This is a genomic window from Lachnoclostridium edouardi (assembly GCF_900240245.1).
Lineage (GTDB): Bacteria > Bacillota > Clostridia > Lachnospirales > Lachnospiraceae > Lachnoclostridium_A > Lachnoclostridium_A edouardi.
In genome coordinates this window covers 620,865-633,271 of the sequence record NZ_OESQ01000001.1, presented here as the reverse complement: position 1 = coordinate 633,271, position 12,407 = coordinate 620,865, and the positions used below count along the sequence as shown (strand labels likewise).

At 41.2% G+C, this 12,407-nt stretch carries 14 protein-coding genes and 2 tRNA genes; 14 read left to right on the top strand and 2 right to left on the bottom strand.

Annotation, left to right across the window (positions count from 1 at the left end; translation table 11 throughout):
• Positions 1-85 precede the first annotated feature (85 nt).
• From coaD to C1A07_RS02875, 8 genes are all read left to right on the top strand, one after another.
• Positions 86-568 (top strand): pantetheine-phosphate adenylyltransferase, encoded by a 483-nt coding sequence (gene coaD, locus C1A07_RS02910; protein WP_101875782.1) that lies wholly within the window; start codon positions 86-88, stop codon positions 566-568.
• 146 nt (positions 569-714) lie between these two features.
• A tRNA-Trp gene (locus C1A07_RS02905) sits at positions 715-785 on the top strand.
• 203 nt (positions 786-988) lie between these two features.
• Positions 989-2,176 carry a tyrosine-type recombinase/integrase gene (locus tag C1A07_RS02900; protein WP_101875781.1) on the top strand — a complete coding sequence of 396 codons (1,188 nt, stop codon included), beginning with the start codon at positions 989-991 and terminating at the stop codon, positions 2,174-2,176.
• An 87-nt stretch (positions 2,177-2,263) separates the two neighbouring features.
• Complete coding sequence (locus tag C1A07_RS02895) at positions 2,264-2,539, top strand: hypothetical protein (protein WP_101875780.1); 276 nt, start codon at positions 2,264-2,266, stop codon at positions 2,537-2,539.
• Positions 2,523-2,747: a hypothetical protein gene (locus C1A07_RS02890; protein ID WP_101875779.1), complete on the top strand. Its 225-nt coding sequence runs from the start codon at positions 2,523-2,525 to the stop codon at positions 2,745-2,747. Before C1A07_RS02895 ends, C1A07_RS02890 begins: the two co-directional genes overlap by 17 nt.
• Positions 2,748-2,861: 114 nt before the next feature.
• Positions 2,862-3,593, top strand: coding sequence for a MobV family relaxase (mobV, locus tag C1A07_RS02885; protein ID WP_101875778.1), 732 nt, complete (start codon positions 2,862-2,864; stop codon positions 3,591-3,593).
• A gap of 81 nt (positions 3,594-3,674) precedes the next feature.
• Positions 3,675-4,514, top strand: a complete 840-nt coding sequence (locus tag C1A07_RS02880) for a hypothetical protein (RefSeq protein ID WP_101875777.1) — start codon at positions 3,675-3,677, stop codon at positions 4,512-4,514.
• Between the two features lie 152 nt (positions 4,515-4,666).
• Positions 4,667-5,449 (top strand): hypothetical protein, encoded by a 783-nt coding sequence (locus C1A07_RS02875; RefSeq protein WP_101875776.1) that lies wholly within the window; start codon positions 4,667-4,669, stop codon positions 5,447-5,449.
• Between the two features lie 188 nt (positions 5,450-5,637).
• Here C1A07_RS02875 and C1A07_RS02870 read toward each other — a convergent pair whose 3' ends face one another.
• Positions 5,638-5,826 carry a helix-turn-helix domain-containing protein gene (locus tag C1A07_RS02870; RefSeq protein ID WP_180952161.1) on the bottom strand — a complete coding sequence of 63 codons (189 nt, stop codon included), beginning with the start codon at positions 5,824-5,826 and terminating at the stop codon, positions 5,638-5,640.
• A gap of 137 nt (positions 5,827-5,963) precedes the next feature.
• Between C1A07_RS02870 and C1A07_RS16140 the strand changes: the two genes are divergently transcribed.
• From C1A07_RS16140 to C1A07_RS02860, 3 genes are all read left to right on the top strand, one after another.
• Positions 5,964-6,031: transfer RNA gene (locus C1A07_RS16140), tRNA-Trp, on the top strand.
• Between the two features lie 473 nt (positions 6,032-6,504).
• On the top strand, positions 6,505-6,747 hold the full coding sequence (locus C1A07_RS02865) for an HPr family phosphocarrier protein (RefSeq protein ID WP_101875774.1): 243 nt from the start codon (positions 6,505-6,507) through the stop codon (positions 6,745-6,747).
• Positions 6,748-6,862: 115 nt separating this feature from the next.
• On the top strand, positions 6,863-9,229 hold the full coding sequence (locus C1A07_RS02860; RefSeq protein WP_101875773.1) for an ATP-dependent DNA helicase: 2,367 nt from the start codon (positions 6,863-6,865) through the stop codon (positions 9,227-9,229).
• 19 nt (positions 9,230-9,248) lie between these two features.
• Here C1A07_RS02860 and C1A07_RS02855 read toward each other — a convergent pair whose 3' ends face one another.
• The gene (locus C1A07_RS02855; RefSeq protein ID WP_101875772.1) at positions 9,249-10,124 is read right to left on the bottom strand and encodes a LysR family transcriptional regulator; all 876 of its coding nucleotides are present in this window, start codon (positions 10,122-10,124) and stop codon (positions 9,249-9,251) included.
• Positions 10,125-10,296: 172 nt separating this feature from the next.
• Here C1A07_RS02855 and C1A07_RS02850 point away from each other — a divergent pair, with 172 nt between their 5' ends.
• Genes C1A07_RS02850 through C1A07_RS02840 form a run of 3 tightly spaced genes read left to right on the top strand, consistent with a single transcriptional unit; the run spans position 10,297 to position 12,268 of the window.
• Positions 10,297-10,833, top strand: a complete 537-nt coding sequence (locus C1A07_RS02850; RefSeq protein ID WP_101875771.1) for a sigma-70 domain-containing protein — start codon at positions 10,297-10,299, stop codon at positions 10,831-10,833.
• Between the two features lie 25 nt (positions 10,834-10,858).
• The gene (locus C1A07_RS02845) at positions 10,859-11,467 is read left to right on the top strand and encodes a histidine phosphatase family protein (RefSeq protein WP_101875770.1); all 609 of its coding nucleotides are present in this window, start codon (positions 10,859-10,861) and stop codon (positions 11,465-11,467) included.
• 42 nt (positions 11,468-11,509) lie between these two features.
• Positions 11,510-12,268 carry a hypothetical protein gene (locus C1A07_RS02840; protein ID WP_101875769.1) on the top strand — a complete coding sequence of 253 codons (759 nt, stop codon included), beginning with the start codon at positions 11,510-11,512 and terminating at the stop codon, positions 12,266-12,268.
• Positions 12,269-12,407: the final 139 nt, after the last annotated feature.

The window sequence follows — 12,407 nt, the reverse complement described above, 5'->3', positions numbered from 1 at the left end:
GAAAAAATACAAGTATGTCTTTGACATAATATATTCTTCTGTAGTATACTATTCCAATATGAAATTGGAATTAGGAGGAAAACAAATGATAAAGGCAGTTTACCCAGGCAGCTTTGACCCGGTTACGCTGGGCCATTTAGATATAATAAAAAGAGCGGCAAAGGTGGTGGATCAGCTGGTAATAGGAATCCTGGTAAATTATGTGAAGACTCCTTTATTTACCCTGGAAGAGCGGGTTCAGATGCTGGAGGAAGTAACCAGGGAGTTTCCAAATGTAACAGTGAAAATGTTTAACGGCATGACAGTGGATTTTGCCAGGGAAAATGACGCCAGACTGATTATCAGAGGTTTGCGGGCAGTAACTGACTTTGAGTATGAGATGCAGATTGCTCAGACGAATCACACAATTGATTCAGATATTGATACAATTTTCTTTACCACCAGCCTGGAATATGCATTTTTAAGCTCCACTATTGTGCGGGAGGTGGCTCATTATAACTCAGATATATCAAAATTTGTGCCTCCTGTGGTGGTAGAAGCCTTTAAAAAGAAGTATAATCATTTATAGAATTATAGAATCAAGAAAGGCTGGACAGAATTGAATCCCATGAATAAATAATTGGAATTATTTTGAAAAAAAGAAAATTAAAATAGTTGACAGGCGGGGGAATGTGTGATATTATACTCCAGTACACAACAAATGAGCTGCGTTTTAGGGGAATAGTTCAATGGTAGAGCAGCGGTCTCCAAAACCGTAGATGGGGGTTCGAGCCCCTCTTCCCCTGCTAAGGAAAAAAACCTTGAAGTCCTTGTTTTATAAGGGTTTCAAGGTTCTTTTATTTTCTGCTAAGTAGTACTAAGTGGTATTAAGTGATACTTCGTGACCGGAAATTTTGGTCTCGTTTTTGGTCACGGAATATCACTTTTTTGTTGAGGCAATGCTTCCAAGATCATAATTCTTTTAACAAAAATCAAGGAGGCAAATGCTATGAAGAAAAAAACAGGCTATTACATGGAAGCAGATGGACGGTATGTATACAAAACCCATGAGACTTACAAAGGTGTGGAGTGGGATTGCAAGGGAAGCAGCTATCAAAATAAAGAATTGGCTAAAGTGGCTTGGCAAAGGAACAAAGAGAAACGGATTGCTAAGATTAACGGAGAAGCCGATCAGCGTGAGGGGCGGGTGCTGTTTTCTAAAGATTTGAATGACTGGTATGACCTATATAAGCGCCACGAAGTAAGAAGCGGACGGCCACGAAGCAAGAGGACGGTTCAAACCGATGAGGACACGATCACGCAGCTTTGTAAAATATTGGGAGATTATAAAGTATGCGACATTACCAGTGATATTATTCAAAAGTATTTTATTACTATTGCGGAAGATAGCGTTTCTAAAAGTACACTACTCAAGCGATGGCGTATGTTAAATATGTACTTTTCGCATAAGTACCCAGACGGTGGGAATCCGATGACACGCTGTACACTTCCAGAATCAAAACAAATTGCTCATATTTGGAGTGTTGAGGACGAAGTAGAATCTTCTAATAAGCGGGCTTATACGGCAAATGAAATGGAAGCGTTAGCCTTAGAACTGTCAAAGCCTTATAACTACCACAGCAAATGGAATTCTGGCGATCGTGGATATAGTACGGGGAAAGCCTTGGTCGTTTCTATGTATGAGTTTCTTCGTATTGCGGAACTGGTAGAGCTGCGGGTAAAAGATGTGTTGTGGGAGGAAAATATGCTGTATGTCCGCAGACAATATGATGAAGTACATAAAATTGTTGTACCACCAAAATATAACAGCCGCCGTAAGGTGCCGATTATGCGGGCGTGCAGAAGTATTTTAGAAGAGGCGTGCAGAGGCAAAGAACCAGAAGATTTGTTGTTTACCGCAGGGGAAGTTTATAATCCAGAGAAACTTGCCCATGAAGGTCGGATTTTGCAGGGGCGCTTGCGTGATAACTTAACACTTGCCTGTCAAAGATTAGGCATTGAAAAACATACACCTCACGATTTACGACATGATGGAATTAGCCGTCTGGTTGACATAGGGGTAAAGCCGCAAAGCGTGTCGAAGTGGGCGGGTCATAGAAGCCTTGCAATGACAATGGATAAATACTATCGTCACAATTCTATAGAAATTACAGAAGATCTGGAAAAGGTATGTTGAATGCTGTATGTTGTTGTACTATCGAGATGGATATTTTACCATAATTTTTATGTAACCGATAACCGCATTTTGGAAGGAGCATTTACTATGGACAAAGTTGTTATTGCGGATCTGCAAAGAGAGTTGCAACAGGTTAAGAGGGAACTAAAAGAAACTCAATCCTCCCTCGCCTTCTGGGAAACCAACGGAGTGTTATTGACTGATTTGGAGAAACAGTATTTCTATCAGCGATACCGCAAAGAGTGGCGAGAACGGCGGGTTAAGGAACAGGCCGAGGCGGCAGCGAAATTGAAGGAAATGGCGGTCTATTTTGAGGACTGCCGGACACCATTAGGAGGTATACATCATGAAAAGGGAGTTTGATGTGGAGTATGTCCACGGTTTGGAGCAAAAAGTACAACAGCAGGCGCAAGTAATCCGAGCATGGCAATTCAATGGAATCTATATTACACCGGAAGAAAAGTACGCTGTATGGGCTAGGGAGGCCGCTGAGGCTGCGGCGCAGTTGGAGGAGCAGGAACGCCGGGAGCTGGAACGGCTTGACGATGAACTGGCAAGATTAGGATTTTAGTATTTGAAAGCCCCGCAGGGCCCGCACCTTACGGCGTAAGGTCTAGCGGGTTAGACCTTACTGGCGGGGCCTGGGGCTTTTATAGCAGTAGACAGAGAGAAAGGTGATGATGGAATGGGCGTGTTGGCGTTGCATGGACAGAGTTACAAAGCCGGGCAGATTGCAGCATTGGATAGGCATAATTTTAGATTAAATAAAGCTTATAGTAATGAAAATATCAACATAGAGAAAACGAAAGACAATATTACGCTGATTGCACCACAGAACGGGTTATATAAAGCGGTAAAAGCAAGACTGGAAAAAGAGGTTATTCCATATCAAAAGAAGATAATTAGGAAGGACGCGAACTGGCTCGCTGAATTTGTTGTTACAGTTCCGTCTGATATAGAGGGGCCAGACAATATCAAAAGGTACTGTTCTGTTGTAGTAGATCATTTTTCTGATAAGATAGGAAAGGAAAATTTGATTTCTGCGGTAATTCATATGGACGAGGCTACACCGCATATGCACCTCGATTTTACCCCGATTACCGTAGATCATCGCCTATCCAGCAAGCAGATTATGACACGAGAGTTCTTAACGAAACTGCATGATGAGCTGCCCGAAATCTTGAAAAAAGCTGGGTTTGAAGTGGAGCGTGGCACGCCGGTGGTAGCGGCAGAAAAAGCGGAGAAATCCAGAAGTATACGAGAGTATAAAAAAGATATGGAAAAAGAAAAGAAAGAGTTGGGAAGGCAGATAAAGGCATTAACCTTGATTAAGGAAAACTTAGTAGAGGGTAATCTGGATTTAGCAAAGCGGGTTTTAGAAAAAATGAAGGGGCGTGCGCAGGAGCATACACGGTGACCTTGTAATTTTTTCAAGTTGTTGTATAATGCAATTAGAAAATGCTTGTGGGAATAATTGAAGCAAAGGAGAAGAATGACTATGAAAAAGAAGGTTTTTATGGTGGCGGCAGCTATGGCAATGAGTGTGGCAATGAGCATGACGGCGTTTGCAGGAATGGGAAACTGGCAGCAGGACGCAAGCGGCTGGCGGTGGCAGCGAACGGACGGAAGCTATCCAATGAAAGAATGGAAATGGATTGACGGGAACGGTGATGGTACAGTAGAGTGCTATTATTTTAATGAAAACGGTTATTTAGCAGTTAATACTACTGTGGACGGCTCCGCTGTAAATGCAGATGGCGCATGGGTTGAAAATAGTGTGATACAGACACGGCAGTTTCATGGAGAGCTTGGAGATGAAGTGTTAGCTGCTCAGGTTACTACGCAGACCAATACAACAACAGGGAATCCAGTCATGGACGGAAAGAGTATTGAGCAGATTGTGTTGAACCCGGAAATTGTCGGTATGAAGGGAGCAGACGGAGTGGATAGGCTGCCAAATAAAACAGAAATTGGACAGGGAGTCTGGGGACCAACCTATAATGTCGAGTACAACGGTGTAACTTTGAGAGTTGAAACAGATACCAGAGAAAATTGGGTTTCCTCTTTTTATGGGCCAGCAAAGGTATTATTTAATAATATCCCATCAGAAGGTATCGAAATGAATGCTTTTTATGACAACACAGGTTATGAAACTAATGCCACAGGACGAAAAGCAATGGCGTCTACCGGAAGAAGCGACGAGATTTTTGGTCTTCCTGGTGGTTCTTATCGAATGGCGTGGGGCGATGTAGGGGAACGCCATTTTGAAATTTTGTTGACTGCTGGTGAAGATGGTCTGTGGTATATTTACCCTGACAGTCCAGTGTTCATGAATTAAAAAGAAAAAAGATCTTCTAATAACAGTAATGTTATTAAAGTAAGCAAAAAATGCATACGGAACCTTTTCCGAAAAATTGGAGAAGGTTCTTTTTCATTAACTTTACTTATAAATTTTTATAATTAAAGAAAAAGACGAGGAGAAGAAAGACTATGGAAAAAAACTTTTATGAAGCAAGTGTATGGTCTTCTGCTATGCGTAGTCGCCGGACTGCCAAAGCAATCATAGACAGCAATGCATGGGAGCATTTTATTACATTTACTTTTAAGAAAGATGTCGGTCGAGATTATTACAAAGTAAAAGAAATCTGTTTGAAGTGGAAAAGGGATATGGAAAAGCTGGGCGGAAAGATTTTTCTTGTCATCGAAAACGGGAATTTAGGCGGGGGCTACCACGCACATATTCTTGCAAAGAACATTCCAAAATCAGCGTTTACGCCAGGCGCAGTTTATAGGCGTATTATAAGGGTGAAAACGCACGGAAAACTTATGCAGTTGAGAAATGCAGATGATTATGGAATTGGCTTTCATGCAGTTCAGGAAATTGCTTCTGTTGATGATATTAACAGAATTGCAGACTATATGATAAAGGGCTTTTTGGAAGCGAGAAGTTTATTTCAGAATGCGATTATGGCGAATGCCTTTCCAGATCACGCAGAGCGCTTGTATTTTGCTACGCGTAATCTGGAAAGAGGAAGGCGGTCAAGATGGTTTTCCCGTGGAATGATACTGCGTCTTTACGATAACCGCAAACAAAAAGCGGCGCTTATTGTTCCGCTGTGTTTTGAAAAAGCAATTACGGATATTATTAAAGTACATAAAATTGAACATTATACATCTGGAAAATTTCATACAACAGTATCGAGAATAGTGGCTGATATTCGCGATCTGATTGGTGCGCTCTATATAGTCAATGCAAATTTGCTCACGGTATAGCCGCTTAGTGTTACCTTATCAAGTGCGGACTGGTGGAGCGGACGCTTTTGTCAATGTCGAAGAGCGTGAGCGTGCATTGACAAGAGCGTCACGGAAAGAAAATTGACTATTAGCGGAGCAGTTTTAACCGCTCCGCCTTGATGATAAAAAATAGACCGTCAAAAGTGTCTGACGGTCTGCTTGTGATGTTAGTTTCGATGTTTCATGATGTACTTGTCAATATCTTCTTTTTTGACCAGCGTTTTCCGGGCACTGATACGGTAAGACGGAATTTTCTTATCTTGTATCAGCTTGTAAGCGGTTTTTCTGCTGACGGATATATACTCCATCATTTTTGGAATGGTCATCCATGTTTCGTCCATAGGTTTTTTGTTCATAATTATCTTGCCTCCTGCTTGATAGTTTGGTAAAATAATTATGATCAGCCGGAAGCACATTGTCGCACAAACACGAGTGGTTTGGGTCACGATTTTGGTCACGCAGTAAAGGCATAGAGCGGAAAGCCTTATAAAATAAGGAAATTTGCAGGTGGAATAGCGGTCTCCAAAACCGTAGATGGGGGTTCGAGCCCCTCTTCCCCTGCTTTATATAAGACGAAAAATAGCTGGAGCTTTTGATTTTATCAGAGCCTCAGCTATTTTTGTTTTCCGGGAAAAATAAGTGAAAATGTGATTGAAAATATAGCATATATGAAAAAATATGTAAATGCTTTCATATTAAGGAAAAATAAAAAAGTAAGGAAATTCAAGGCTTTTCCGGATTTTATATAAGGGGATATGTGAAAACGTTAGGTAGTTTTCACAAAAAATAAGTAGAAGATTTTGCTGAAATAACGGTCTATTTTCGGAAAGATGAGAATGAATATCAAAATTGGGAAATTATGTTAATAAACTTGTATATGTGAAAAAAAGTATTGAACGGTTGATTAAGCAAAATGTACAAGAAATCAGGAAAAAATACATAATCTCTTGAAATTTGACATTCCAGATTTTTAATGATATAAATATCTCAACACTTTTAAAATGCATATGTTAGAGAAAAAGGAGTTGAATATTATGACACAGAAAAGAATTGTATTACCAACCGTTGCAGATGCAAAAGCATTTGTTGCTGCTGCTATGAAATGCGATTTCGATATCAATGTGTTTTATAATCGTGTAATTATTGATGCGAAGTCTATTTTGGGAGTTTTAAGCCTGGATTTGACAAAAGTATTAACAGTTGAGTTTTACGGCGAGAATGAAGAGTTTGAAAGCTTTCTGGAAGAAAAAGCTGCAGCAAAATATAATGCGGCATAATTTTATGAATCAGTAAAATAGCAGCCTGTATACAGGCCAAAAGGGAATTGTAAGTTTGCTTACAGTTCCCTTTTGCTGTATAATAAAAAGAAATCAGAAAAACAGGAGCTGGATTATGGATGAGAGCGGAGAGAAAAAAATAAAAATATCAGTGAGGAATCTGGTAGAGTTTGTGCTCCGTTCAGGGGACATAGACAACAGAAGAGGACAGGGCAGGGAAAAAGAAGCCATGCAGGCAGGCTCCAGGCTTCACAGAAAGATTCAAAGAAGAATGGGACCAGAGTACCGGCCGGAGGTTCCCTTAAAGTTTACAGTGGCGGAGGAGCAATTTGAGATCCTTGTGGAAGGGCGGGCCGACGGGATTATTACTCAGGGCAAAGAAGTTACAATAGACGAAATTAAAGGCGTTTATCAGGATGTGGCAAAAATAAAAGAGCCGGAGGAGGTACATTTGGCTCAGGCCAGATGCTACGGATATTTTTACAGCGTTCAGAATCAGCTGGATTATATTACAATTCAGATCACCTATGGCAATATTGATACAGAGGAAATAAAAAGGTTTCAGGAGGAACGCTCTTACGAGGAGCTGAAGGATTGGTTTCAGGGGCTGATTCACGAATATGTAAAATGGGCCAGATATTTGTATTTTCATGGGTTAAGGAGAGATCAGTCTATAAAAGATATGGAGTTTCCTTTTACCTACAGAGAGGGCCAGAAGATTTTGGCGGGAACAGTCTATAGAAGTATTGAAAAAGGAGAAAGGCTTTTTATACAGGCGCCTACAGGTATTGGAAAAACCATTGCGACAATTTATCCCAGCCTAAAGGCCATGGGAGACGGCTATGGAGACAAGCTGTTTTATTTAACTGCAAAAACCATTACCAGAAGCGTGGCGGAAAGCACTTTTCACATGTTAGGGGAAAGAGGGCTGTATTTTTCATCTGTAACAATAACAGCTAAGGAAAAACTGTGTATTTTAGAACAGCCTCAATGCAACCCGGACAGCTGCCCCAGGGCAAAAGGGCATTTTGACAGAGTCAATGACGCTGTTTATGATATTATACACAGCAAAAGAGAAATAACAAGAGAGGCGATTTTAGAGTACGGGGAAAAGCATTGTGTGTGTCCCTTTGAATTTTGTCTGGATATTACCAGCTGGTGCGACGGAATTATATGCGATTACAATTACGTATTTGACCCAAATGTAAGATTAAAGCGGTATTTTGGGGAGAAAAGCCATGGAGAATATTTGTTTCTAATAGACGAGGCTCATAATCTGGTATCCAGAGCCAGGGAAATGTACAGCGAAACCTTGGTGAAAGAAGAAATACTGCTGGCCAAAAAAATTATTAAAAACAGATCTCCTAAGCTGGCAAAGCTTTTAGAACGGTGCAATAAGCTGATGTTAGAAATGAAAAGACAGGGAGGGGAGGTAACTGTACTTCCTGACATTCACCTGTTGGCTGTGGCCGCCCAGTCTGCTTTGGGGGAAATGGAAAAGTTTATGGAGGAAAACCAGGAGTTTCAGGATCGGGAGCTGGTTTTAGATTTTTATTTTAAGCTTAGAAATTTTATGTACATCCATGAGGCGGCAGACGAAAATTACCAGATATATAGTCAGCTGGACAAGGACGGTCAGTTTTCAGTAAGATTGTTCTGCGTAAACCCGGCCGCCAACTTATCCTCCTGTTTAGACCAGGGGAATGCCGCCGTATTTTTTTCAGCTACATTGCTGCCGGTAAATTACTATAAAGAGCTTTTAAGCGGCAATACTGAGAACCCGGCTATTTATGCCAAGTCCCCTTTTTGCCAGGACAACAGACTTTTAATTATGGCCTCTGACGTAAGCAGCCGTTACAGCAGAAGGAACGCCAGGGAATATGGGAAGGTGGCAGAATATATTAAAAAAATAGTAAACGGGAAAACAGGAAATTATATGGTGTTTTTCCCGTCTTATCAGTATATGGCGCAGATAGATGAACTTTTAAGGCAGGAGCCTCAAAAGTTTCAGTGGATGATTCAGCAAAGCAGAATGGCGGAGGAAGAAAGGGAGGATTTTTTAAGTCAGTTTGACCAGAAAAGAGACCAGTCTTTTGCAGGGTTTTGCGTGATGGGAGGTCTGTTTTCAGAGGGAATAGATTTAACTGAGGATCGTTTAATTGGGGCTGTGCTGGTAGGAACTGGCCTTCCTATGGTATGTGCAGAGCAGGAAATTTTGAGAAATTATTTTGAAGAAAAAAAAGGAGACGGTTTTCGGTTTGCCTATCAGTATCCAGGTATGAATAAGGTGCTGCAGGCGGCGGGGAGAGTCATTAGAACGCCCAAGGACACAGGAATTATTGCTCTTTTAGACAACCGTTTTTTGGGAAATGAGTACAGACAGCTGTTTCCCTTAGAATGGCAGGACTGCCAGATAGTAAATGAGAACAGTGTAGATAAAGCCTTGAAAGAATTCTGGAAGAAACATGGAGCAGACCACTAATGTCTGCTCCAAAATAAGATTACATCATATCCATAAATTGTTTGGCTGCCTGGGAAATAGGCAGGTTTTCATTATAAGCCACCACAATCTGCCTGGAGGGCAGATGCTTTTCTAACTGAAGCACAAACAAATCCTTGTCAGACGGCGGTATGCAAAAGTCCGGCACAAAGGCAATTCCAAGGCCGATGCGGGCTAAATCAATCAGCAGATCATTGCTGCTTAACTCAATCTCCGGCACTAAATCCAGCTGGTATTTCTGAAACATACTGTGGAGAAACTCGCTGGTAGTGCTTTTCCTATCCAGCATCAAAATAGGATAATTCTGCAGCTGCCCTAAAGAGATGATCTGATTCTCCAGAGAGAAAAACTGACGGTTAGCCACAAAAACATCAGAAAATTCCTTTAACGTTCTTATATTCTGCGTATTGGACAAGCCGGAATTAGGATAATTTGTAATAATAAAGTCTACTTGTCCGTTATCTAAAAGTCTGGCGCACTCAATAGAGGTTTGGTTGTTGACTTTTATATGTACATTTGGATATTTTAAATGAAAACGGTTTAAATAAGGAATCAGATAATACCGGCAAATGGTGTCGCTGGCGCCGATACGAAGCTGACCGCCGTTTAAAGTGTTGGCCTCCAGCAGCTGATTTTCTCCCCGCTTAATCAGATTCATGGCAGGCTCAATATGCTTTAGCAGAATCTCCCCTTCAGGAGTCAGCTGTACCTTTTTTGTGCTGCGGATAAAAAGGGTCTGGTTTAACTTTTTTTCCAACACTTTTATAGATTGGCTGACTGCAGACTGAGAGATAAAAAGCTGCTTTGAGGCTTCTGAAAAGCTGAGAGTAACAGCCACATGATAAAACACCTTGTATAACTCATAATTAATATCCATTATTAGTCCTCCTTATAACCTTATTAAAGCTTATCATATTTATGGCAAATATGCAAAGGGATTTTCGCAAATATATAAGGCCTTTTGGAGAATCATAAAATGTCCTGGTCTTGACGGAAACTAAAAGGATGGATATACTGAAATCAAAAAATAGGAGAATAGGAGTCAGAATATGCATGATGATTTTTACCAGATGTATCTGGAAGAATTAGGAGATATAGAAGTATTAGAATCTCAGGAGGAGGAGGCTCTTTTAAAAGAGCTGGCCTTGGGAAATGAGGCGGTGAAGGAAAGGCTGATAAACGGCAATTTGAAAAATGTGCTGGAATATGCTAAGGCCTACGAGGGAAGGGGAGTTCCTGTAAATGATTTAGTACAGGAGGCTAATATGGCCTTACTTTTAACTGTGGCAGATTTTAAAACAGGAAATTTCCGGGAAATGCTGAAAGAAGCAGTTATAAGCGCAGTGGAGGCGGCTATAGAGGAGCAAAGTCAGGAAAAGGATATAGAGGAACAAATGGCGGCCAGAGTAAATGTGCTTCAGGATATATCTGCAGCTATGGCTAAGGAGCTGGGGAGAGAAGCCACCTTGGAGGAGCTGTCTGCAAAAATGAAAATGACAGAGGATGAAATTAAGGATATTATGAAGCTGGCTTTAGACGCAGTAAATATAAGCTCTGCCCCTAAGGTAGATCCTGAGAAAATTTAAATCCAGGCAAGGGGAGAGACAAAAGATGAAGATTTATTTAATTCGCCACGGACAGACAGACTGGAATCTGGCTGGGAGAATCCAGGGCAGCCATGACATTTCTTTAAATGAAACAGGAAGGCGCCAGGCAGAATATTTGGCCGGGGGAATGAAAAAAAGGCCTGTAGTTCAAATATTCTCCAGCAAAAAGAAAAGAGCTATGGAGACGGCAAATGCCATCGGCGCCAGCCAGGGGGTAAAGGTAATTCTTTTAGACGGCTTAGAGGAAGTAGAGTTTGGCCTGTGGGAGGGAATGACCTGGAAAGAGATTCAGGAAAAATACCCTGTGGAATACAAAATCTGGCAGAAGGAGCCGGCGGAAATTACGCCTCCGGGGGGAGAGTCCAGACAGCAGGTTTATGAAAGAGTAGGAAAAGCTGCAGACGAAATTGTAAAGAGGGCAGAGGGAGACGTGGCAGTTGTGTCCCACGGAGCCGCCCTGGCATATATGCTGTCTTATATGATGAGAAAAAGCCTGGGCAGACATGAGGAAATTATTGTGGAAAATGTAAGTATCAGCACAGTGGAGTATGATAAAGATACTGGAATGTACACATTAATAGAGCTGAATGACACCAGCCATCTGCCTGGGTAAGGCCCAGGTGCTAAGGTTCCTGTAAAGAAAAGGAGATTTATAATGAAAAAACCAGGTTGGAAACAAATAGGGGCAGCTTTGGCAGCCGGCATAATTCTTTTATGTGTTCCCGGCGTTTCTCAGGCGGAGGACAAAGAAACAGTAAAGATTAATAAGCCGGGCTTTCAGCTGCAGGTGCCTAAGGCGTGGGCTGCTGTAACGTCAGATATGGAGCCGGACGATCCTGTATTTAGTCAGCTGGGAGTGGACGGAAAGGACATGCTGTCTCAACTGGAAAGCCAGAATGTACTGCTGGACTCTATGAATATGGATGAAAAAACAGAGTTTAATATTACATGTATTTCTTCAGAAGAAAAAATAACCCATTTAACCCAGTTTTCTGATGAGGATGTGGAGAAATTTGCAGAAAATCTGACAAAGGAGGAAAAGGGCAGTCCTGTGAAATATGACGGCTACACTCTTTATGACCATCCTCAGGCAAAATTTATTGTAAGTAAAATGGAGCTGGGGGAGGGAAACGGCTATGGGCAGCAGTATTTCACCATAGTAAATCACAATTCTCTCAGATTTCAGATTATGTCTTTTAACGGGCCCCTGTCCAAGGAAACTGAAAAACAAGTAAAGGAAATAATAGACAGCGTGGTTTTCGATTCTCTGGAGGAGGCAGAGCCTTTAGAAATCGGAGGAAGGACCAATGTTTTCAGCAAATGGTTTACTCCTAATAATATTTTGCTGGCAGTGATTGCAGCAGGAGTTGTAATATTAGGGGCGGACTGGATAGGAAAACGAAAAAAGAAATAATTAGAGTATTTTATAAAAAATATAAGATATATTAATTTTACTAATTTATATTTCTTATGATATGATAAGGGTAGATGATTATGTAACTGAAAGTGGGAGCAATAAACATCTGCCTTTTCAGGCAGAAAAGACAGGAGGA